The following is a 22,225-nucleotide window of genomic DNA, read 5'->3' as shown; positions in this document are numbered from 1 at the left end:
GCACAAATCGGTGGCAAAGATACGAAAAAAACCGCAGATAGCACGCTATCTACGGTTAAATATTTAGAATTCTATTAAAATACGTCCATTTATCTGTCTTCCTGTCAGATAGTTGGGCACGGCATACTGCTGATTGGTCACATCTGTCACCCAGTAGTAGCTGTTCACATTGTCGATTCCGAAGAGGTTGAGACAGTCTACACCCAGCCATATATCTTTGAGGAACGATTTCTTTGTTCGCTTGGTGTTGTCGTAGAGCAGGTAGCTCATACCGATGTCTGCTCTTCGGTATGAGGTGGCCCTGAAGGTGTTGGTCTCCAGTTCGCGGTGAGGAGCCGAGAAAGGCAGTCCGTCGGCGAAGGCCAACTTGAGTGACATGCGCCATCGGTCACTTCCGGGGAAGTAGTCGGTGAAGAAGAGGTTCATGGCGTACCGCTGGTCGGTAGGCAATGGGATGGACTTGCCGCCCAACTTCATCTTGGTATTCATGATGGAAAGGCTGATCCAAGAGTCAGTGCCTGGCACGAACTCGCCGTAGAGTTTGAGGTCGAGTCCGGCTGCATGTCCGCTTGCCTCATTGTTGCCGTAGTAGGTCACCTTCACGTTGTTGACAGAATAGGGCACCAGATTACTCAATGCCTTGTAGTAGGCTTCTGCCGAGAACTTGAATCGCTGGTTGGCCATGCGGAACCGGTAGTCGTAGCCTGCTATGAAGTGGATGCTTCGCTGGCTCTTTATCTTCTGGTTGAGTGAGGCGATGGTCATTCCGTTTATGGTAGAGGTGTCTCTCAGTTCCTTGAAGAATGGTGCCTGATAGTATAGACCTGCTGCCAGACGGATGGTGGTGTTCTCGCTATAGGCAGGAATGATGCCCAGCGAGATGCGTGGACTGAGGATGGTTTCCTTGTTAAAGCTCCATTGGCTCAGGCGTACACCATAGTTGAGGGTGAAATGCGTATGTCCTCCCTTGCTGGCAAAGCGGTAGGTGTCTTGCAGATATGCCTCTATGCGGTGGGCGTCGAGGGTGTTGCGGGCTTTGAGCGAGTAGATCATCATCAGGTCTTTTCCTGTATGTGGCACGCTGTAGCCGGCGCTGTCGCGCATTTCGTATTCCACAGAGTTCTCCGATATGTGTTCTTTCTTATAGGTGAAGGCTGCTTCCATCTCGTGGTGCTGCGCCTTGTGTTTGAACATCAGCTTGGCACTCAGAACACGGGCTGTCAGATAGTTGCGTGCATGCTCAAAGTAGGTGCCTACACCCAGATTCTCACTCGTCTCGGTCTGGTCGAGCCAGTACTGGCTCTGAATGTCGTATTTCTCCTGTTCCTTGGTATAGAAGGCACTTCCTATCAGCGACAGGTTGGTCTTCGTACCGAAGTTGCGCGTGATGCCAAGAGTTCCGAAGTAGGTGATGAAGCGGTCTTTCTCGTGTCCGTCAAAATACACCTTGAAACTCTTCACATTCTCCATCGTTCCAAAGGTGGTCTCTCTGTTTTCGGGCTCAAAGTCGTAATGGTTGTCGGATATGTAGCCTATGAGGTCGAGTTTCCATCTCTTGTTGGGAGTATAACTCAGATAGGTCTGGTAGTCGAGGTATTTGGGCTTGTACTCACCCTTGGTTTCCATCGATCCGAGCAGGTATGAGTTGGTCTTGTATCTCACGCTGTTGAGCCACGACAGTTTCTTGGTTCCCAATCCTATATAGGCATCAGCGCCCAGCATACTGGCAGCCAGACTTCCTTCTACAATCTGTTTCTTGCCTGCCTTGGGCTTCAGGGTCTTGTAGGTGATATCGAGGGCCGAGCTCATCTTGTCTCCATATTTGGCAGCATAGCCTCCTGTAGAGAAGCCTATCTTGTCTACCATATAGGGGTTGATGACCGAAAGACCCTCTTGCTGTCCGCTTCGTACCAGGAACGGACGGAATACTTCCACATTATTAATATATACAGAGTTCTCGTCGAAGGCACCGCCTCGCACATTGTATTGTGATGACAGTTCGCTGTGGGTGCTCACACCTGCCTGTTGCTGGATGAGGTTCTCCACAGCATTGCCACTGGCAGAAGGTGCCATCTTGGCATCTTTGGCCTTCAGTTCCTGGGTCTGACTGGTCTGAATCTTCTCGCCTGTCACCTGCACCTCGTCTATCATATTATCTTCGGTATGCAGCACTATCTGCAGGGTCTGTTTTCCCCTTGGACGTCGCAGCACACGGGTCTTTGTCTTATAGCCTATCATCGAGAACTTCACCACCACACTGTCTGCCGACATGAGTTGCATGGAGAATTCACCCTTGAGTGATGTGAAGGCTATCTTGCCTTGCTTGGCTACCGACACAGTAGCCAGTTCCACGGGGTTCATGTCCTGGTCGGTCACTCTTCCCCGGAGCGTAAAACTTTGAGCCACAGCCTGTATGGCGGCGACTGTCATTATCGTGAATATTAGAAAGAAACGTTTCATTATTCATAAAACGCAGAAAAAGACTTTTTATTATGATGCGTGTCTCGTATTTTTTTCGTAATTTTGCAGCCAGATTTCAGAATAGGTATTACAACATTAAGAAATTCGTTATTATTATGTCAACAATTATTTATCCGTCACCTATATTTGGTCCCGTCAACTCCCGTCGTTTAGGAGTATCGTTGGGCATCAACCTCATGCCTTCCGACGGCAAGGTATGTTCTTTCGACTGTCTGTATTGCGAGTGTGGCTTTAATGCCGACTTCCGTCCTCACAAGAAGCGCCCCACACGTGAGGAAGTACGCACAGCCCTTGAGCAGGTACTGGCACAGCGCAAGGCCAACAACGAACCCCTCGACGACATGACCTTTGCTGGTAATGGTGAACCTACAGGGCATCCCGATTTCCTGGGCATCATCAAGGATACCATAGCGCTGCGCGACAAGTATTTTCCCAAGGTGCAGGTGTCGGTACTGAGCAATGCCACCTATATCTATAAGCCTGAGGTGCGGGAGGCTCTTATGTTGGTGGAGAACAACATCCTGAAGCTCGATACCGTGGATATGGACTATATCCGCAAGGTGGACCGTCCGCAGCAGCCTGCTTACAACGTGGAGGATGTCATCCGTTATCTCAAGATGTTTGATGGACATGTTATCATCCAGACCATGTTTATGCATGGCGACGGAACCGACAATGTGAGCGAGTACTATGTGGCACCTTGGTTGGAGGCAGTCAAGGACATCCAGCCAGAAAAGGTAATGGTCTACACCATCGACCGTGAAACTCCCGACAAGCTTTTGGCAAAGGCTACTCACGAAGAACTCGATGCCATCAAGGCACGTGTGGAGGCGTTGGGTATCAAGTGTACAGCCAGCTATTAATCAGCATACATATACGATGAAAGCAAAAAGCAATATTCTGATTATTAGCGATATGTGTGGTTATGGCAAGGTGTCGGCAGCTGTGCAGATGCCCATCCTTTCCTATATGGGTCACGATGTGTTCAATCTGCCCACCATGTTGATCAGCAACACCTTTCCTTATGGCAAGTATGCCGTGATGGAAAGTACTTCGTATATGAAGGACGCCATGCAGAAGTGGGACGAGTTGGGAATTCATTTTGATGCTATCACCACAGGCTTCCTTGCCTCTGAGGAGCAAGCCAAGATGGTGGCGCATTACTGTCGTGAACAGGCAGAGCAGGGGACGGAGATATTTGTGGACCCAGTGATGGGCGACTATGGTCGCCTTTATTCTGGAGCCAACGAGGGTACCGTGCGGTGCATGCGGGAAATGCTGGGTGTGGCTCATCTTTGCTTTCCCAACTATACCGAGGCCTGCCTTTTGGCAGATGTGCCTTATAAGGAGGAGGGAATGACCGAAGCTGAGGCTTATGTCCTTGTCGACAAGTTGCGGGCATTTGGCTCGCAGTCGGTTCTCATCACTACTTGCATTGTCGACCAGCAACATGCCGTGGTGGGCTACAATCACTTTAACAATGAGCATTTTCTGCTTCCTTACGAGGAAATACCGGTACAGTTTCCTGGTACGGGCGATATTTTTTCGAGCATCATTGTAGGAAGGTTGAGAGACGGAGACAGTCTTCGTCATGCCACCCGCACTGCCATGGATATTCTGCGAAACTGGATTGACATCAATAAAGATAATGAGGACAAGAACCGTGGCATTCCCGTAGAGCGCCATCTTTCCGACTTGTAACGTAAACTATTATTCTGTGCAGATAGTTTTTTTCTGCTGTGTAGACAGAATAGTGTTGTGATTCGCGCGCTATATATATAATAAGGTGTAGATCTTTCGTTGGGTTCAATACATTATTGAACCCTGCGAAAGTTAGGTGCGTTGCAAAATGCAATCGTTTGCATCGCAAAAAGGGGAAAAATCTTTGGTCTTTTGGATCATTTTCTGGTATTTACTATAATTTTGTACCAGTAAATGAAAACAATACCAGATGTCAGGATAAGTACATTCGAATAGTTTTTAGCAGTGTTTTTTAAAGGTAATATAATAAATTAGGTTTTTGATATAATATAGGAACGTTTTTCATAAAGTCAAATAGCAGAGTAAAGCTTACTTTCACTCTGCATCGACGAGAAAAGGTGCGCTAATGCGACGTTTTGGAAATTTGGTTTGTCGTGAGACAAACCTTTTTTTTGTTCTTTCATTAAATACAAATAGATGAAAGGGCATTCTAAGTCAGCTGTGTATGTGTATACTTATACAGTATAATTATGCGATAATTGCTAAAAAATAATTATATAACTATGAAAAAGTCGTCGGTCAACTGGAAAAATAATTTTTCCTAACTGGATGATTTTTTCAACTCAACTAAGCTAATCGTATTCCTGAATATTTATTCATGAATTTCCCTTGCTGTTGTTGATTATACAGTTGCCTGAAGACAGCGGCGAGTTGCCATCGAAAAAGTTTGATTTTCGGAAGAGTGTATCTTTTCACTCGAGAAAAGTGTTGATAATGATGAGGGAGGGGGATAAATAAAATAGCCTCGGGATTGCCGAGGCTATTGAGTGGATATGGTTTGTTGTTATTTTGCAGATTCAAATTCGCGGAGGAAGCGGGTATCGTTCTCTGAGAAGAGACGAAGGTCGCTGACGCGATATTTCAGGTTGGTGATGCGCTCTACACCCATGCCGAAGGCATAGCCGGTATAGACATTGCTGTCAATGCCGCATGCATCAAGGTCGTGAGGATCTACCATACCGCATCCTAAAATCTCTACCCAACCGGTATGCTTGCAGAAGTTGCATCCCTTACCGCCACAGATGTTGCATGAGATGTCCATCTCGGCACTTGGCTCGGTGAAAGGGAAGTAACTTGGACGCAAACGTATCTTGGTGTCTGCACCGAACATCTCGCGGGCAAAGGTAAGAAGCACCTGCTTCAAGTCGGTAAAACTTACATTCTTGTCTACATACAAGCCTTCTACCTGATGGAAGAAGCAGTGGGCACGGGCGCTGATGGCCTCGTTGCGATATACTCGACCTGGGCAAAGTACACGGATAGGAGGCTCGTGAGTTTCCATATAATGAGCCTCGTCACCAGAGGTATGGCTGCGCAGGAGGATGTTCTTGGTGACATCATTGGGATCGCTCTGCTCGATGAAGAAGGTGTCTTGCATATCGCGGGCAGGATGGTCGGCTGCAAAGTTAAGCATGGTGAACACGTGCTTGTCGTCGTCAACCTCAGGTCCGTGATAGAGCGTGAAGCCCATACGAGAGAAGATGTCTATGATTTGATTCTTGACAATCGTAAGAGGATGGCGGGTTCCCAATGCTACAGGGTAGGCTGTACGGGTCAAATCGATGTCGTCACTTGAGGCTTCAGCCTCTTCGAGCTGCTCCTTCAAACCGTTGATCTTGTTTTGGGCAACCTGCTTCAACTCGTTGATCTTAACGCCAATAGCCTTTTTCTGATCGGCAGCCACTGTACGGAAGTCTGCCATAAGGGCATTGATTTCGCCCTTCTTGCTTAGGTACTTGATGCGAAGCTGCTCCACCTCTTCGGCATTCTTTGCTGTCAGTGCGCTGACTTCCTTCAAGAGTCCTTCTATTTTCTCTAATAACATATTTCTAACTTAATTAAGTCTAATTTGTGTGCAAAGATAACATTTTTCGGTTGAAATATGAAATATCTCAAAAGAAATGTGTACTTTTGCATGCAAAAATTTGAGAAAAACAGGTTGGTTTATGAAAAAACTTTCTTTTATTGCCGTCTTCATGGCGGCACTGACCATCATTGGATTTTCTGCAACAGGGTGTTCTGACAAAAAACCGGCAGCTGTTGCAGATTCCGCAAATACTGACACCTTAGTGGCAGACACACAGGCTATGGACTCTACTGAGGCTCTGATAGAGGAAACTCCTATGCCCAAGGCGGCTGATGAGTTGTTTGATGACTTTATCTTTAATTTTGCCGCCAACCGAAAGCTTCAGTTGAAACGTGTACACTTTCCTCTGCCTGTCTACAGACACGACAAGGTGGTTAAGACCATTGACAAGCGTCATTGGAGAATGGAGCATTTCTTTATGCGACAGGATTACTATACGCTGATATTTGACAACCAGCGTCAGATGAATCTTGTAAAGGACACAACTATCGATCATGTGGTGGTAGAGAAAGTGTTCTTCAGAACGAAGAAGGTGCAGCAGTTCCTGTTCAATCGTATCAATGGTCAATGGATGATGACTTCGATTAATTACAAGCCGATGTATGCCAATATGAATGCCAGCTTCCTGAAGTTTTATGGATCTTTTGCTTCGGATTCCACCTTCCAGTCGCAGCATCTGCACAATCCTGTGAAGTTTGTTGGTCCTGATCCAGATGATGACTTCAGTACGATGACGGGTGATATCGAACCGGAAACATGGCCTGCCTTTGCTCCCAAGTTGCCTAACGGGATGATATACAACATCATTTACGGACAGAAATATACGGAGAGCAGTCAGAAGATATTTGTTATCAGAGGTATTGCCAACGGAATGGAAACTCAGCTTACTTTCCGTCGTGTGAAGGGCAAGTGGTTGCTGATGAAGCTGAATATGTAGTAGAGAATACACCTCTTTATATATAATAAGGTATATAGAAATGAAAGATATAAGAAATTACAGCTTGTTGGGGCACAACACATTTGGTATTGATGCCTGTTGCCGTCGATTTGTGGAGTATGCCTCTGTTGAAGAGGCTCAGCAGATAGTCGCCTCCTTGGGTGAGACTGATGAGCCCTTGCTTCTTTTGGGCGGTGGCAGCAACCTGTTGCTTACGCAGGATTATCCTGGCACCGTGCTTCACTCAGCCATTCTTGGTGTTCGTGTTGTAGCCGAAGAGGGCGACAAGGTGTTCTTGGAATGTGGCAGCGGTGAGGTGTTTGATGATGTGGTGGCTTATGCCGTCAAGCATGGATACCATGGAGCAGAGAATCTTTCGCTTATTCCAGGTGAGGTGGGTGCCAGTGCTGTACAGAATATTGGCGCCTACGGAGCAGAGGCCAAGGATATTATATATAAGGTGGAAGCGGTGGAGGTTGCCACAGGAAAAGTGGTGTGGCTGTCGAACGAAGACTGCGGATATGGTTACCGACAGAGTAGATTCAAGCACGAGTGGCACAACAAGTATCTTATCACGCACGTGGTATATGAGCTTTCGCGTACTTTCGTTCCTTCGCTCGAATATGGCAATATCAATTCCGCTCTGGCAGCCAAAGGTATAGAAAAACCTACAGCAGAAGAGTTGCGCCAGGTGATTATAGAAATCCGCCGAGCCAAACTGCCCGATCCTGATGTGCAGGGCAATGCCGGCAGTTTCTTTATGAATCCTATTGTAGGCAAGGGTAAGTATGACGAGTTGGCTGCCCTGTATCCGGGAATGCCTCATTACACCATAGATGCCGAGCATGAGAAGATACCGGCAGGATGGATGATTGACCAGTGTGGCTGGAAGGGTAAGAGCCTTGGACGTGCCGGAGTGCACGACAAACAGGCACTGGTGTTGGTAAACCGTGGCGGAGCTACGGGAGCGGAAGTGGTGACGCTTTGTCGTACGGTACAAAAGGATGTGAAGAACAAGTTCGGTATAGACATCTATCCCGAAGTGAATATATTCTGAAGAATACACAAATAAGATATGTTGAAGGTAACACTGTTAGGAACGGGTACCTCGGGTGGGGTGCCTGCTTTGGGCTGTGAGTGTGACGTGTGTCGCAGTACTGATCCTAAGGACAAGAGGCTGCGGAGCGCTGCCATGATAGAGACAGAGAGCACCCGGCTGCTGATAGATGCTGGTCCGGATATCAGGCAGCAGATGCTCAGAGTGCCTTTCAGAAAAATAGATGGGTTGCTGATTACCCATAAACACTATGACCATGTAGGGGGAATAGACGACCTGCGTCCTTTCTGCAAATATGGTGATATCAATATCTATGGTGACAAGGGTGTGACGAAATCGTTGCCTGTTACTATGCCATATTGTTTTCCTGCCTCTTCTAAAGAACTGTATCCTGGTGCTCCCAAACTGCAGTTGCATACCATCGAGCCCCATCATATATATAAAATAGGTGATATAGAATGGATGCCTGTCAAAGTGATGCACGACAAAATGCCTATCCTCGGATTTCGTTTTGGCAAGTTTGCTTATATCACGGATATGAAAACTATACCTGACGAGGAACTGCCTTACCTGAAAGGCTTGGAAGTGCTCGTTGTCAATGCCTTGAGATTCGATAAACCGCATCACAGTCATCAATTGGTGGACGATGCCATCCGCTTTGCGATAAGGATAGGAGCCGAAAAAGTGTACTTTACCCACATGACGCATGATATAGGCTTACATGATGCTGCCAACAAACGGCTGCCGAAAGGTTTCCAGTTTGGTTATGATGGACAGGTAATTGAACTGTAAGGAAGATGCAAGGAAAAAGCGCTAAAAGTGTTAAAAAAAGGCTGTTGCCGAGCACGCGAAAAACTTTAACTTTTGTTAGCACTTTGTAAGTTGCTGATTGTTAGTGGTTTACAAAATAGTTACAAAAAGGCCCTAAAAAAAGTCACAAAAAAAAGAACAACGTATTAAAAAAATACTTACCTTTGCATCGTTTTAATAAACAAATGATTGTTTTACAGATTTAAAAAGCAAAGAAAATGAAGAAATTAGTTTTGATGTTCGTAGCTATTGCAGCTATCTCTTTCGCATCTTGCGGTGGTAACACAAAGTCAAATGCAAACTCTGCAGATTCAGTTGATACAACATCTGTTGATTCAGCTGATACTGTAGCTACTGTTGACTCAGCTGCTACTGATTCAGTTGCAAAGTAATTAAGTATTAGTATACTTAACGAACGAAAAATGAGAGAAACACCGCTGGACCTATGGTCTGGCGGCTTTTTCGTTTATATACACCAAACTCTTTTTATGATAGACACAAGTGCATTTCAAGGCAAAAAGGCTGCTTATTATACTTTAGGTTGTAAACTTAACTTTTCGGAAACCTCTACTTTTGGAAAAATGCTCGAAGACATGGGCGTGATAACTGCCCAAAAGGGAGAGCGTGCAGACATCTGTTTGATCAATACCTGCTCGGTGACAGAAGTTGCCGATCATAAATGCCGTCAGGCTATACACCGTATGGTGCGACAGAATCCTGGCGCTTTTGTTATTGTTACGGGTTGCTATGCGCAGCTTGAATCGGAGAACGTAAGTAAGATAGAAGGTGTTGACCTGGTATTGGGGGCCAATGAGAAGGCGCATCTGTTGCAGTATCTCAGCGATGCCTGGGCACAGAAGTTCGCTTTTGAGTCAGGACTGGAAGAAGTTGGTGTGAATGCGCTGCATGAACATCACAGCGTGAAGACCAAGGACATCAAGACTTTTCAGCCTTCCTGTTCGCGTGGTAATCGTACACGCTATTTTCTGAAGGTGCAGGACGGCTGTAACTATTATTGTACCTACTGTACTATTCCTTTTGCACGAGGCAACTCGCGCAATCCAAGTATTGCTTCGTTGGTTGAGCAGGCTGGGCAGGCTGCAAGCGAAGGAGGAAAGGAAATCGTGATTACTGGTGTCAACATTGGTGACTTCGGACAGACTACCCATGAGTGTTTTCTTGACTTGGTAAAGGCGCTCGACCAGGTGACTGGTATTCAGCGTTATCGTATATCAAGTCTGGAACCAGACTTGTGTGACGACGACTTGATAGCTTATTGTGCTGAGAGCCGTGCCTTCATGCCGCACTTTCATATCCCCTTGCAGAGCGGTAGCGACGAGGTGCTGAAGCTGATGCACCGCCGTTACGACAAGGCTCTCTTTGCCCATAAGGTAAACCTTATCAAGGAGAAGATGCCCGATGCCTTTATTGGTGTGGATGTGATGGTGGGCTGTCGTGGTGAGACTTCAGAGTGTTTTGAGGAATGCTATGAATTCCTGAAGAATCTGCCTGTCACACAGCTTCATGTGTTCCCATATTCGGAACGACCAGGTACTGCAGCTCTGCGTATCCCTTATGTGGTAAGCGACAAGGAGAAAAAGTTGCGCTCGAAGCGTCTGCTCGAACTGAGTGAAGAGAAAACCCAGGCTTTTTATGCCCAGTATATAGGAACGGAGGCTGAGGTACTCTTTGAGAAAGCGCCACGTGGCAAGGCCATGCATGGCTTTACCAAGAACTATGTACGTGTGGAACTGTCGCCGGCTTTGGCAAAGGAAGAGTATGACAACCAGCTTATCAAGGTTCGTCTGGGAGATTTTAATTATGATAAGACAGCCCTTAAGGCTGAGATCCTTTAGAGATGAACTATTACAACGACTTTGGCTCCTGGATACGTACTCAGTTTCCCTTCAGAGTGCAAAAGATATCTATAGACGCTGGGTTTTCCTGTCCTAACAGGGACGGGAAAATATCCAGTGGCGGTTGTACCTATTGTGACAACCGGACTTTCAACCCAAGCTACTGCAATCGCAAAAAGACAATCACCGAACAGTTGGAAGAAGGCAAGCGCTTCTTTGGCAGGAAATATCCTGATATGAAGTATCTGGCTTACTTCCAAGCTTATACCAACACTTATGCCTCGTTGGAAGAGCTTCGCAGAATGTATGAGGAAGCACTTCGGGTAGAGGATATAGTGGGAATAGTCATCGGGACGCGTCCAGACTGCGTGAGCGAGGAGTTGCTGGATTACTTGGCAGAGCTGAACAAACGCACCTTTGTACTGGTGGAGTATGGCATAGAAACTGCCAATGATGAAACTCTCTTGCGAATTAATCGCGGTCATGACTTTGCCTGCAGCAGAAAGGCGGTGGAGCAGACGCATGTCCGGGGAATATTGACAGGAGGACATATTATTATCGGCCTTCCCGGCGAGGATGCTGAGGAGAGTCTGCGTCAGGCTCCTATTATATCTTCGTTGCCTCTTGACATACTGAAAATACATCAGATGCAGGTTATCAAGGGCACCCGTCTTGCTCAACAGTATGCAGAGCATCCTTTCCACGTATATACGGTAGAAGAGTATATAGAAGTCATAGTGGGGTATATTAAGCTTCTAAGAAAAGATCTGGTGCTCGAACGTTTTGTGAGTCAGTCGCCAGCAGAACTGCTGATTGCTCCCAAGTGGGGACTGAAGAACTGTGAGTTTACCAACTTGCTCAACAACAGATTAAAGCAGGAAATGGAACGTTTTCGTTAAGTCAAATGAGCAGAGTAAAGCTTGCTTTTCCTCTGCCATGACGAGAAAAGGTGCGCGTAAGCGAACGTTTATCATTATAAAAACTTAATTATTCGGCACAGATAAGCTGTTTGTGCTTAATAATTTGTATCTTTGTCGGTTGATATGGCAAAGGTAGCAATCGTTATATTGAATTGGAACGGACAGAAGATGTTGGCAAAATATCTTTCTGGCGTTGTGGAGTATTCCAGACAGGATGCAGAGGTATGGGTGGCTGACAATAGTTCCACCGATGGCTCTATGCATCTGTTGGAGACACAGTATCCACAGGTGAAGACTATAGTTCTGGAGCAGAACTTTGGTTTTGCGGAAGGTTACAACCAGGCCCTGAAGCAGATAGAGGCTGAGTATTATGTACTGTTGAACAGCGATGTGGAAGTGACACATCATTGGCTAACTCCGCTCATCGAGTTTATGGACAGTCATCCGCAGGTGGCAGCCTGTCAGCCTAAACTGTTGGCAGAATACGATAAGGACAGCTTTGAATATGCTGGTGCTTGTGGTGGCTTTTTGGACAAATATGGTTATCCTTTCTGCAGGGGGCGTATCTTTGAGACTGTGGAGAGGGACAACGGACAGTATGATTACCAGCAGGAAGTGTTGTGGGCTACAGGTGCCTGCATGATGATACGTGCCAAGGACTATTGGGATGCCGGAGCGCTTGACGGTCGTTTTTTCGCACACAATGAAGAGATAGATTTGTGCTGGCGCCTGCGTCTGATGGGGCGCAAGATATACTGCATACCAGAGAGTGAAGTATATCATGTCGGTGGTGGTACGTTGCCAAAAAGCAATCCAATGAAGACATTCCTTAATTTCAGAAACAATCTGACTATGCTTTACAAGAATCTGGATGACAGGGATCTGCAGCATGTGATGTTCATTAGATGGTTTCTGGACTATCTGGCTGCATTCGAGATGTTGATTCTGAAAAGAAACTTGGGCGACTTCAAAGCTATATTCAAGGCGCGAAAGGCTTTCAAAGTCTGGCGTAAGGATTTTGATGAAGACCGCCAGCGAATACAGTCGGGTAGGGTTGAAGGTGTTGTCCCGCAAGTGTATGAAGGCTCGATATTGTGGCAGTACTATGCCAAGGGGAAAAAAGTCTTCTCGAAATTGAGCTTCTGACATTTCTGTGGCTTGAACTTTCGAAAATCGATAAACAAACTACAAAATAAAATCTAAGATGAAGAAAAAACTATTCATGTTGCTGGCTGCGTTTCTTTGTTTAGGAGCGCAAGCTCAGGCGCCGGTCCATGTGACGGTGACCAATCCTTCAAAAGAGGCACGTAAGGATGTGCCTGTGGTTATTGATATCCGTCAGTGGGGAGATGTCAAAAAGGCTGTAGTAACAGTAGACGGCAAGGAGGTGCCTTCGCAGTTGGATGACATCGACCGTGACTGTGTGAACGATGAGTTATGCTTTCTTGTCGACCTTGACAAGAAGGAAACCAAGGTGGTAAGCGTGCAGTTATTGCAGGAAGGTGACCAGACTGCCTATCCTGCCCGTACCTTTGCCGAACTGGTATTGCCAAGTCGAAATAAAAAACTGGCTAAAAATGCGCAGGATATCTATATGCGCAGTATCTCATTTGACAAGAAGACCAAGGATCCTTACCATTATGTCCACTCCCATGGCGTCTGTTTTGAAAGCGAATTGGTAGCCATGCGTGTGTACTTCGACCATCGACAGACTATCGACCTATATGGCAAGGTGAACAAGGGACTGGTGATTCGTGATACGCAGTTCTATCCTTCTGAGGAACAGGTGAAGGGTGGTTCGGGTGATGACTGCCTGTGGGTGGGCAATACCTATGGCTTGGGTGCCCTCCGTGGCTGGGATGGAGAGAACCAAGTATTGCTGACCAATGTAATGTACCAAGAACAGAGAGTTGTCTCGGAAGGTCCTGTAAGAGCCATTGTTGAAGTAGTAGACAATGGCTGGACTCCAGCTCCAGGACTCAAACCTGTCAATGCCACCATACGTTATACCATCTATGCGGGGCATCGTGATTTTGATGTCGACGTGTTCTTTAACAAAGATGTGTCGGATTATCAGTTTGCCACAGGATTGATTAATGTGAAAGGTTCCAGCGAATATACTGACGGCAAGGGCTTAAGAGGCTGCTATGGCAGTGACTGGCCAACGGGCAAGGATGACGGCAAGCACAAACAGGAGACAGTGGGCTTGGGTATCTATGTGCCGCAGGCTGCGCTGGTGAAAGAGATGCCTGCCAATAAAGACTGCTACACGCAGGTGGTTCGTCCTTCAGGCAACAAGCTGAGTTACAAGCTGGCTTATACCAGCGCCAATGAGACCTATGGCTTCAAGGGTGAGAAAGAGTGGTATCGATGGTTGAAAGACTGGAAAAAACTGAACGAAGAACCTGTGCAAGTGTATTATAATATACGATAATGACTACACAAAAGGGCAATAATGAGCAAAAATACACCAAAATTGTTCATTATTGTTCTTTTTGTTTAAAAATATTAGTAAAAACACTTTGTTTTTATCACATTTTTTAGTATTTTTGCACACGTAATGTTAATAGATAGCGACAAAGTGAAAAATATTTTTAAATATATGGCATTCATGGCGGTGACGCTTCTTCTTTGTTCGGCTTGTGAACTCAAGTTTAAGCCGAATGAGGAAGCAGAGGCTGCTGTACTTTCCGTACAGCGCTATGATCGTCTGGAAAGTCGTTATCTGACAACAGGAGATTTCTCTGCCTTGCAGCAGATGAATACCGATTATCCGATAGAAACACGTACGTTGATAGAGAAGATGCTTCAGTTGGGCACGATTACTGATGCCAATATCAGCAATCGGTTTCTGATGTTCTATCAGGACTCTACTCTGCAGGCGCTTATTGCCGATGCTGAGGCTGAGTATGCCAATATGGATGATATCAACCAGCAGTTGAAGGAATCGTTTGAACGTCTGAACGCCTGGATGCCAGAGTTGCAGCAGCCTTCTTTCTATGCACAGATAGGAGCGCTCGACCAGAGTATCGTGGTGGGTGAACACTCTGTAGGAATTTCGCTTGACAAGTATATGGGCAGCGAGTATCCGCTATACAAGAAATTTTATACAGCCCAGCAACGTGCTACCATGTCACGAACTTATATTGTTCCGGATTGCCTTACCTTCTATCTGTTGAGCATTTATCCTATGGATGATTTTGATAATCGTTCGCAGCTTGACCGAGACCTTCACATGGGAAAAATCATGTGGGTGGTGAATAAGGCGATGAACAAGGAAGTCTTTACCACAAGTTATGTAAAGACCATCAGCAGTTATCTGAAGCGTAATCCAAAGATAACCGTACGGCAGTTGCTGGAGTGCAAGGATGATTCGCCTATCAAGGCATTGCACAAAGACTGATTATGAAGAAACTTATTATATTTATAGCAACCTTTATGATGGTGTCATCTATACAGGCAGCTGAGAAGTTGGACTTGGAGGATATTACTTCGAGATGTTTTACAGCTTCTTATGTCAGCGGAGTGAATCCGATAGAAGGCACCGACCTGTATGCTTCTATCAGCAACGATGGAAGTCAAATCGTGAGTTATTCGTTTAAGACTGGCAAGCAGGTGACTGTCTTGTTTGATGCCGCAGTATGCAAGGCTCCCTTTGAGTCGGTAGATGGTTACGAACTGAGTCCTGACGGAAAGCGAATGCTCATTCTTACCAAGCGTAAGAGTATTTATCGCCGTTCTTTTACAGCAGAGTATTTCATTTACGACATTGCCAGCAAGTCTTTGCTCAAGTTGTCGGATGGAGAGAACCAGCAGGTGGCTACATGGTCACCAGACTCCCGCCATGTGGCTTTTGTAAGAGAGAACAATCTTTTTATCACAGATGGTAAGAAGGAGGTACAGGTTACAAACGACGGCAAGTTCAATGAAATCATTAATGGTATCCCTGACTGGGTGAACGAAGAAGAGTTTGGTTTCAATAAGGCTTTTGCTTGGAATGCTGACGGAACTGCACTCAGCTGGATTCGTTATGATGAGTCGAAGGTGAAGACTTACTCCCTGCAGTTGTTCTGCGGTCAGAAGCCTGCCTTGAAACAGTATACCGATTATCCAGGTGAATATTCCTATAAGTATCCCAAGGCTGGTCAGGACAACTCTGTGGTGAGCCTTTGGAGTTATGATGTGAAAGCCGGCAAGACAGTACGCATGAATGTACCTTTGGCTTCGGACGGTTATATTCCTCGCGTAAAGCAGGCTCCTGATGCCAAGAGTATGATAGCCTTTACGATGAACAGACATCAGGACGAACTGAATCTTTATTCTTTCAATCCTTTTACGGGTGAGGCGAAGCTGGTGATTAAAGAGAGTGTGCCCAAGTATGTGAAGGAAGAAGTGGTGGAATGGACTCGTGTAGGCAATAAGTACATCTTGCTGCCCAGTGATCGCGACGGCTTTATGCATCTTTATCTGTACGACATTAAGGGGAAGTTGATTCGCCAGGTAGAAAAGGGTGACTATGAGGTGACTGATGTATATGGCATGAATGAGAAAACGGGTGATATCTATTTCCAGTCAAGCATGTTGAGTCCGCACGATAGACAGGTCTATGTGGCACATGCTAACGGCACGACCGAAAGACTTACCGATGCACGTGGAAACAATGCAGCCATATTCTCGGGTGATTATCGTTATTTCTTCAATACTTGGAGCAGTTACAGTCATCCTTATGTCTTCACCTCGCGTACCAATCGTGGAAAGGTGGTAAGAGTGTTGGAGGACAATAAGGAGTTGCTCGACAAGGTTGCCCAGTATAATTGGGGAAAGCGTGAACCTTTCTCTTTCACCACATCTGAGGGAGTGAAACTGGATGGATGGATGGTGAAACCTGTAGACTTTGATGCCAACAAGAAATATCCCGTTATACAGTTCCAGTATTCTGGTCCGGGTAACCAGCAGGTAAAGGATGCATGGAGTACAGGAAGTATGGGTAATGGAGGAGCCTTCGACTATTATCTGGCCCAGGAAGGATATATTGTCGTTTGTGTAGATGGTCGTGGCACTGGAGGCAGAGGAGCAGCCTTTGAGAAATGTACTTATCTCAGACTGGGTGACTTAGAGGCAAAAGATCAGGTAGAGACAGCTCTTTATTTAGGCGGTCTTCCTTTCGTAGATAAAAACCGCATCGGTATCTGGGGCTGGAGCTTTGGTGGATTCTGCACACTGATGAGTATGAGTGAGGGTCGTCCTGTATTCAAGGCAGGTGTTTCTGTGGCACCTCCCACCAACTGGCGCTATTATGACACGGTGTATACTGAGCGCTATATGCGTACACCTCAGGAGAATGCCGCTGGCTATCTGACCAATCCCATAGAGCGTGTTGACAACTTGCATGGAGCTTTGCTTATGTGTCATGGCATGGCTGATGATAATGTTCATCCACAGAATACATTCGAGTATGCCGAGGCTTTGGTTCAGGCAGACAAGGACTTTAAGGAGATATATTATACCAATCGTAATCATAGCATATATGGAGGCAACAGCCGCAGACATCTCTTGCGCCAGATTGTGAATTGGTTTAACGACAATATGAAATAAAGACGATTAGAGTATGAAAGCTAAGAACGGATTCAATCTTCGTACTGTTTGTGGGGAAAACATTCTCGTGGCAGAAGGAGAGGAGAATATTGATTTCAGCAATATCATCAGCATGAATGAAAGTTCTGCTTACTTGTGGAACAGCATTCAGGGAAAAGACTTTGAGGTGAAAGACCTGGTTGATCTGTTGATAGAAATGTACGAGGTGGATGAGGAAACTGCCACTCGTGATGCTCGGCTGTTGGTAGACCAATGGAAACAGGCTGAGATAATAGAATAAGGTGTAAATTCAACGTATAAAAGAAGAAGTGAAGGAGTTTAGAAAATGGATTCTTTTCAACTCTTTCACTTATACTACTTGTATTACATGATTCCGAAAATCGGAATCCATATCTTGCGATAAAAGGCCAGCAAATATCTTCGGCAAGGCGACAAGGCAGTCCAGATGGCAGAGTAGATTCTCCATTTCCTGCCGTCAATTCTGTCGAGTGTTTGATGGCTTTTTCTGTAGAATCCCACAGCTATAGCCTTGATGTCTTTCATCTTGCAACTTTCTGTTGTGAGGTTTCCGTCGCCTTTCAGTGTGACGTCCTCGCCCTCAATTTTGATGATGCGATGCAGTACATAGTGGCGAGGACTGATTTCTGCCAATACAGGCTCACCGATATTGTATATCTCGCGTTTGGCAAGCAGGGCTTTGTCGCGCTTGTCTTCCAGGAACGGACGCATGGAAAAGCCCCTAAGTTGCAGGGTGACAGTGTGTCCCTCATTAAGCAACTTAATGATTTCGGGCAGTAGCTGCGCATTAGGAAACTGTATTTCCGTTACTTGTAATGTAGTCTCTTTCATCATATAAAATCTTATACAGAATGGGGGTTATGCTTTTCTGATGGCTTGGTTGCATACAATGGCAGCCTCGCGATTGGGAAGGCAGTGCAAGGTGTAGATATCCGACAGCTCAACAAGATGGCTGATGGTATTGCAGATATTGTTGAAAATATCCAGATCCCATTTCATAGAAGAACAAGATGGCAGTATGGATGCAAAGGCTTCTGCTGGTGATAGCTTTTCCACATAGTTCTTTTGTGCGCGGTCTATGCGGGTGATGGCACCGAGTTTTGCTTTTACGTTGCGATAGCATGGTGTTTTTCCGCTCCAGGGACTACCATATATATAAGGTGTATCGTCTATGATTCGTAGGATAGGGTTGTCGTCGTTCATCAAGTCGCACCCCGACAGATAGCGCAGCCACATGCTCACCTGTGTACTCTTTCCCGTTCCGCTCTTGGCAATGAAGGCATAGCCATATCCTTTTTGCCTTACAAGTGATGCATGCAGCAAGAGTGTTTCTATCTTGCTTCCTGCAAAGGCAAAGATGAGCATCAGGGCATTGTTGAGTCCGAATTTTCGCATGTTGTAGTTACCGTTCAGTGCGCATTGGCAGTCGCTGAAGTCTTTATTGGTCAGCAACAGGCAGCAGTTGGCACCTTGTATGTCCTTGATGATATACTGGTATCCGCCATTGTCGAGTTTATCGACGATGGTGTTTCCATTTCCAGTATCAAAGGCTCTGATGCGTTTGCGTTTTTCCTTTGGGTAGGGGCGAAGGGTATCGTCAACCGAGAGTTGAAAAAAAAGTTCACCCTTCAGATTTTTCTCTCTGAAGGGTTCTAATGATGGGATAAGATGCATGCCGTTGAATGGTGACTCGGCAAAGCAGATCTTGATGTCGAGTTCGGCTATGCTAAAGAAGTTCTCATTTTGCATTACGCTTCTTTTTCTTTTGTTGTTTCAGTGCGTCTTTTGCCTTAATCTTCTTGGCTGGCTTCTGAGCCACCTCTTCGTTGGCCTCATAGTCAGGCTTAATGCCCGAGAATATGAAACGGTCCATACCGATGATTTTAACCTGATATTTTGGTGCTGCATCCTCTATCATACCGCTTTTGTTTTTGGATTTCTTGGGTTGAGCGGTATAGCTGTTGCGCATTTTGTTATATTTCTTGGTCAGCTTTTTCAGGTTTGTGCTGTAGCTTACCATGCAGGTGGGGTGTTTGTAACCTTCTCCCTCTAAATAGTCGCGCAACTGGTAAGAGTAATCTTCTCTGCTTACCAGGAAGTGGTTCTTGCTGTTGAGCCAGGCAGAGTCTACTGCCTGCACATCGGTGAAGCATACGATAGAATCATTGAACGATGATGCAAATCCAAAGATATAAATTCGCTTCATCTCGTCTTTGGCCTGCATGCTGACAGCGATAAGCAATGTGGCAGCAATGGCTGCAAATACTGATTTTCTAAGTTTCATTTTCTGTTTCTTCTGTTATGGATATTGCTTACTGGCCTAAGTAGGTCTTCAGCGTTTTACTTTTCGTGTTGTATCTCAGCCTGCGAATTGCCTTCTCCTTAATCTGTCTTACTCTTTCGCGGGTGAGGTTGTATTTGTCTCCAATTTCCTCGAGGGTCATTTCTTGCATGCCGATGCCAAAGAAAGCTTTTATCACTTTCTGCTCTCTGTCGTTGAGAACATCGAGCACTCTTCCTATCTCTGTTCGTAGCGATTCCTGATCGAGTACGTTGTCGGTAGAAGGTGAGTCGGTGTTGGGCAGGAAGTCAAGCAGGCTGTTGTCCTCGCCTTCGGCGAAAGGTGCGTCCATGCTTACATGGTGCGTATTGATCTTCATCGCCTCTGCGATCTTTTCCTCGGGAAGGTCTATGCGGTCGGCCATTTCTTCCACACTGGGCTTGCGCTCGTTTTCCTGCTCAAACTTGTTCAGTTCGCGGGCGATACGATTGACACTTCCCACCTGGTTGAGCGGGAGGCGTACGATGCGGCTTTGCTCTGCTATGGCCTGCAAAATGCTTTGTCTAATCCACCATACAGCATAAGAGATAAACTTGAAGCCTCTTGTCTCGTCATATTTTTCGGCTGCTTTTATCAAGCCGAGGTTTCCCTCGTTGATGAGGTCGGGTAAGCTCAGACCCTTGTTCTGATATTGCTTGGCGACGGAAACGACAAATCTAAGGTTGGCCTTCGTCAATCTCTCAAGTGCTTTGCGGTCACCCTTTTTGATTTGTTGAGCCAGTTCCACCTCCTCATCTGCTGTGAGAAGATCCTGGTGCCCAATTTCTTGAAGGTATTTTTCAAGTGATGCACTCTCTCTGTTGGTTATCGACTTTGATATTTTCAGTTGTCTCATGGTTAGCATTATTTTTTGTTCGTAGATGCAAAAATACGCTTTTTTGTCGATATGTGCAAAAAAAATAGCAGATATTTGAGAAAATATCTGCTATTTTTTTATTTATAGAACTGTTTTACTTATTTATTATCATTTCTCAGGCTTGGTCTTGCCCCTCAATAATTGACTTTGTTTTGCTTAGTCTTTCTGAAGTGGCACGGCGAAGTATGACTTCTTGCCTGTAGGCCATACACCCTGAATGTAGAGTACTGGCTCCTTGCTTGTGGATGCACTCTTTACTATCTTCTGCAAGTCATCGAGCGTGGTGATGTTGGTATCATTTACACGCTGGATAATAAGTCCGCGCGAAATTCCAGCATCCTTGAGTGCGCCAGCTCCAACCTTCAATACCTCCAGACCATATTTGACGCCAAGTTCCTTCTTTTGTGCTTCTGTCACAGGACGGAAGGTTCCACCCAATACATCCAGATCGGCACTCTTGATGACCGAAGTGTTGCCTTGAGCATTTTTGAGTGTGATGCTCTTGGTGTAGCTCTTCTTGTTGCGTAAGTAGGTGATAGAGAGTTTGTCGCCAGGGCGTTTGCTGTTGAGGGCTTCCTGGAGTTCAGCCATCTTGGTCACCTTCTTGCCGTCTATCTTGGTTATGATGTCACCTTCCTTCAAGCCTGCGTCGGCTCCGTTTCCGTCCTCATCCACTTTGGTTACATATACACCTTCATTGGTGCCTAAATCTACTTCTTTGCCATTTTCCTTCTGCGAGTTGATGTAGTTGAGTACATCGCTTCCCTGAATGCTGAGCATCACGCGCTGTACACTGCCATATTTCTTCAGGTCGTCTACTACCTTATTCATTATAGAGGTAGGAATGGCGAAACCATAGCCTGCGTATGAACCTGTCTGCGAGTAGAGCATGGCGTTGATACCTACCAGCTCGCCCTGTGTGTTGACCAGTGCACCGCCCGAGTTTCCAGCATTGATGGCGGCATCAGTCTGTATGAAACTCTCCACACCGTTGGCACCTAACGAGCGAGCCTTTGCAGAGATGATACCTGCTGTGACAGTGTTGTTCAGACCGAAAGGATTGCCTACTGCAATGACCCATTCGCCAACCTTGACGTTGTCGCTGTTGGCAATAGGAAGAGTAGGGAGGTCTTTCGCGTTGACTTTTATCAGGGCAAGGTCTGTACTTTTGTCTGTACCAATGATGCGTGCAGAGAATTCGCGGTTGTCGTTGAGTGTTACCGTCAGTTCGTCAGCTCCTTCTACCACGTGGTTGTTGGTGACGATATATCCGTCGCTGCTGATGATGACACCAGAGCCTGTAGCCTCTCTCTTGGGAGTCTGCACTTTCTGTTTGCGTGTTCCGCCTTGACCACCGCCAGGGTTGCCAAAGAAACCGAATGGATCGAAGAAATCTCCAAACGGATTGCTCTGAACATCTACTGTCTGTACCTTTGAGTTCTGTACATATTTGATATGGACAACTGCTGGCAGAGCCTTTTCGGCAGCATAGGTTAAATCTACTGGTTGACCAGGAGCGGCCGAAGTCACTGATGGTGCGGCTGCATTGACTTTCATGAATGCGCCTGCTGAGAATGCGAGTGAGCTGATGCAGAGCACAGCCAAAACATATTTGCTTACTTTTCTCATAATGTATAATTTTTTGTTGTTAATTTTAATGTTTGCTTTGTTGGCGTTGCCAACTTTTCATTTCGGCTGCAAATATAGGTGCAAAAAACGAGAAACA

General features: G+C 45.9%; 20 protein-coding genes. 13 read left to right on the top strand and 7 right to left on the bottom strand.

From position 1 onward, the window contains the following. Positions 1-63: 63 nt before the first annotated feature. On the bottom strand, positions 64-2,460 hold the full coding sequence (locus tag F7D20_RS04310) for a TonB-dependent receptor (RefSeq protein WP_158462990.1): 2,397 nt from the start codon (positions 2,458-2,460) through the stop codon (positions 64-66). A gap of 116 nt (positions 2,461-2,576) precedes the next feature. Here F7D20_RS04310 and F7D20_RS04305 point away from each other — a divergent pair, with 116 nt between their 5' ends. Continuing rightward, entirely contained in the window at positions 2,577-3,344 is a 768-nt protein-coding gene (locus F7D20_RS04305; protein WP_158462989.1) for a radical SAM protein, read from the top strand. 16 nt (positions 3,345-3,360) lie between these two features. Further along, positions 3,361-4,182 carry a pyridoxamine kinase gene (locus F7D20_RS04300; protein ID WP_022252636.1) on the top strand — a complete coding sequence of 274 codons (822 nt, stop codon included), beginning with the start codon at positions 3,361-3,363 and terminating at the stop codon, positions 4,180-4,182. An 844-nt stretch (positions 4,183-5,026) separates the two neighbouring features. Here the strand turns inward: F7D20_RS04300 and pheS are convergent. Continuing rightward, complete coding sequence (gene pheS / locus F7D20_RS04295) at positions 5,027-6,067, bottom strand: phenylalanine--tRNA ligase subunit alpha (protein ID WP_022252638.1); 1,041 nt, start codon at positions 6,065-6,067, stop codon at positions 5,027-5,029. Positions 6,068-6,188: 121 nt separating this feature from the next. Between pheS and F7D20_RS04290 the strand changes: the two genes are divergently transcribed. The 11 genes from F7D20_RS04290 (at position 6,189) to F7D20_RS04245 (ending at position 17,564) form a co-directional block, all read left to right on the top strand. Beyond that, positions 6,189-7,046 (top strand): DUF4348 domain-containing protein, encoded by an 858-nt coding sequence (locus tag F7D20_RS04290; RefSeq protein ID WP_158462988.1) that lies wholly within the window; start codon positions 6,189-6,191, stop codon positions 7,044-7,046. A gap of 40 nt (positions 7,047-7,086) precedes the next feature. Then, positions 7,087-8,103 carry a UDP-N-acetylmuramate dehydrogenase gene (gene murB, locus F7D20_RS04285; RefSeq protein WP_158462987.1) on the top strand — a complete coding sequence of 339 codons (1,017 nt, stop codon included), beginning with the start codon at positions 7,087-7,089 and terminating at the stop codon, positions 8,101-8,103. A gap of 21 nt (positions 8,104-8,124) precedes the next feature. Next, entirely contained in the window at positions 8,125-8,895 is a 771-nt protein-coding gene (locus F7D20_RS04280) for an MBL fold metallo-hydrolase (RefSeq protein ID WP_158463005.1), read from the top strand. Positions 8,896-9,131: 236 nt separating this feature from the next. After that, positions 9,132-9,305, top strand: a complete 174-nt coding sequence (locus F7D20_RS12890; RefSeq protein ID WP_194253489.1) for a PG1828 family lipoprotein — start codon at positions 9,132-9,134, stop codon at positions 9,303-9,305. Positions 9,306-9,401: 96 nt separating this feature from the next. Then, complete coding sequence (gene mtaB, locus F7D20_RS04275) at positions 9,402-10,769, top strand: tRNA (N(6)-L-threonylcarbamoyladenosine(37)-C(2))-methylthiotransferase MtaB (protein WP_158462986.1); 1,368 nt, start codon at positions 9,402-9,404, stop codon at positions 10,767-10,769. Between the two features lie 2 nt (positions 10,770-10,771). Next, positions 10,772-11,668: a TIGR01212 family radical SAM protein gene (locus tag F7D20_RS04270; RefSeq protein ID WP_158462985.1), complete on the top strand. Its 897-nt coding sequence runs from the start codon at positions 10,772-10,774 to the stop codon at positions 11,666-11,668. A gap of 144 nt (positions 11,669-11,812) precedes the next feature. Then, on the top strand, positions 11,813-12,835 hold the full coding sequence (locus F7D20_RS04265) for a glycosyltransferase family 2 protein (RefSeq protein WP_158462984.1): 1,023 nt from the start codon (positions 11,813-11,815) through the stop codon (positions 12,833-12,835). 58 nt (positions 12,836-12,893) lie between these two features. Next, positions 12,894-14,123, top strand: a complete 1,230-nt coding sequence (locus F7D20_RS04260) for a DUF4861 domain-containing protein (protein WP_158462983.1) — start codon at positions 12,894-12,896, stop codon at positions 14,121-14,123. Positions 14,124-14,291: 168 nt separating this feature from the next. After that, a complete protein-coding gene (locus F7D20_RS04255; RefSeq protein ID WP_158463004.1) occupies positions 14,292-15,092 on the top strand; it encodes a gliding motility protein GldB in 801 nt (266 codons plus the stop codon). 2 nt (positions 15,093-15,094) lie between these two features. Then, entirely contained in the window at positions 15,095-17,284 is a 2,190-nt protein-coding gene (locus tag F7D20_RS04250; protein ID WP_158462982.1) for a S9 family peptidase, read from the top strand. 13 nt (positions 17,285-17,297) lie between these two features. After that, complete coding sequence (locus F7D20_RS04245; protein ID WP_022252649.1) at positions 17,298-17,564, top strand: PqqD family protein; 267 nt, start codon at positions 17,298-17,300, stop codon at positions 17,562-17,564. A gap of 83 nt (positions 17,565-17,647) precedes the next feature. Here the strand turns inward: F7D20_RS04245 and F7D20_RS04240 are convergent, their stop codons facing one another. The 5 genes from F7D20_RS04240 to F7D20_RS04220 form a co-directional block, all read right to left on the bottom strand. Then, the gene (locus F7D20_RS04240) at positions 17,648-18,133 is read right to left on the bottom strand and encodes a peptidase S41 (protein WP_158463003.1); all 486 of its coding nucleotides are present in this window, start codon (positions 18,131-18,133) and stop codon (positions 17,648-17,650) included. A 27-nt stretch (positions 18,134-18,160) separates the two neighbouring features. Beyond that, positions 18,161-19,051 (bottom strand): hypothetical protein, encoded by an 891-nt coding sequence (locus F7D20_RS04235; protein WP_158462981.1) that lies wholly within the window; start codon positions 19,049-19,051, stop codon positions 18,161-18,163. Continuing rightward, positions 19,041-19,586 (bottom strand): hypothetical protein, encoded by a 546-nt coding sequence (locus tag F7D20_RS04230; RefSeq protein ID WP_158462980.1) that lies wholly within the window; start codon positions 19,584-19,586, stop codon positions 19,041-19,043. Before F7D20_RS04230 ends, F7D20_RS04235 begins: the two co-directional genes overlap by 11 nt. Before the next feature lie 28 nt (positions 19,587-19,614). Continuing rightward, positions 19,615-20,478, bottom strand: a complete 864-nt coding sequence (locus F7D20_RS04225) for a sigma-70 family RNA polymerase sigma factor (protein WP_158462979.1) — start codon at positions 20,476-20,478, stop codon at positions 19,615-19,617. 177 nt (positions 20,479-20,655) lie between these two features. Continuing rightward, positions 20,656-22,128 (bottom strand): trypsin-like peptidase domain-containing protein, encoded by a 1,473-nt coding sequence (locus F7D20_RS04220; RefSeq protein WP_158462978.1) that lies wholly within the window; start codon positions 22,126-22,128, stop codon positions 20,656-20,658. Positions 22,129-22,225: the final 97 nt, after the last annotated feature.

It is taken from the genome of Segatella copri (assembly GCF_009495355.1).
GTDB lineage: Bacteria > Bacteroidota > Bacteroidia > Bacteroidales > Bacteroidaceae > Prevotella.
Note: the sequence above shows the minus strand (reverse complement) of the source record. Positions and strands in the feature narration are given on the sequence as shown.

Coding starts and splice junctions, on each gene's coding strand:
- F7D20_RS04310 (WP_158462990.1), bottom strand. CDS start 2,460: ATGAAACGTTTCTTTCTAATATTCACGATAATGACAGTCGCCGCCATA.
- F7D20_RS04305 (WP_158462989.1), top strand. CDS start 2,577: ATGTCAACAATTATTTATCCGTCACCTATATTTGGTCCCGTCAACTCC.
- F7D20_RS04300 (WP_022252636.1), top strand. CDS start 3,361: ATGAAAGCAAAAAGCAATATTCTGATTATTAGCGATATGTGTGGTTAT.
- pheS (WP_022252638.1), bottom strand. CDS start 6,067: ATGTTATTAGAGAAAATAGAAGGACTCTTGAAGGAAGTCAGCGCACTG.
- F7D20_RS04290 (WP_158462988.1), top strand. CDS start 6,189: ATGAAAAAACTTTCTTTTATTGCCGTCTTCATGGCGGCACTGACCATC.
- murB (WP_158462987.1), top strand. CDS start 7,087: ATGAAAGATATAAGAAATTACAGCTTGTTGGGGCACAACACATTTGGT.
- F7D20_RS12890 (WP_194253489.1), top strand. CDS start 9,132: ATGAAGAAATTAGTTTTGATGTTCGTAGCTATTGCAGCTATCTCTTTC.
- mtaB (WP_158462986.1), top strand. CDS start 9,402: ATGATAGACACAAGTGCATTTCAAGGCAAAAAGGCTGCTTATTATACT.
- F7D20_RS04270 (WP_158462985.1), top strand. CDS start 10,772: ATGAACTATTACAACGACTTTGGCTCCTGGATACGTACTCAGTTTCCC.
- F7D20_RS04265 (WP_158462984.1), top strand. CDS start 11,813: ATGGCAAAGGTAGCAATCGTTATATTGAATTGGAACGGACAGAAGATG.
- F7D20_RS04260 (WP_158462983.1), top strand. CDS start 12,894: ATGAAGAAAAAACTATTCATGTTGCTGGCTGCGTTTCTTTGTTTAGGA.
- F7D20_RS04255 (WP_158463004.1), top strand. CDS start 14,292: ATGGCATTCATGGCGGTGACGCTTCTTCTTTGTTCGGCTTGTGAACTC.
- F7D20_RS04250 (WP_158462982.1), top strand. CDS start 15,095: ATGAAGAAACTTATTATATTTATAGCAACCTTTATGATGGTGTCATCT.
- F7D20_RS04245 (WP_022252649.1), top strand. CDS start 17,298: ATGAAAGCTAAGAACGGATTCAATCTTCGTACTGTTTGTGGGGAAAAC.
- F7D20_RS04240 (WP_158463003.1), bottom strand. CDS start 18,133: ATGAAAGAGACTACATTACAAGTAACGGAAATACAGTTTCCTAATGCG.
- F7D20_RS04235 (WP_158462981.1), bottom strand. CDS start 19,051: ATGCAAAATGAGAACTTCTTTAGCATAGCCGAACTCGACATCAAGATC.
- F7D20_RS04230 (WP_158462980.1), bottom strand. CDS start 19,586: ATGAAACTTAGAAAATCAGTATTTGCAGCCATTGCTGCCACATTGCTT.
- F7D20_RS04225 (WP_158462979.1), bottom strand. CDS start 20,478: ATGAGACAACTGAAAATATCAAAGTCGATAACCAACAGAGAGAGTGCA.
- F7D20_RS04220 (WP_158462978.1), bottom strand. CDS start 22,128: ATGAGAAAAGTAAGCAAATATGTTTTGGCTGTGCTCTGCATCAGCTCA.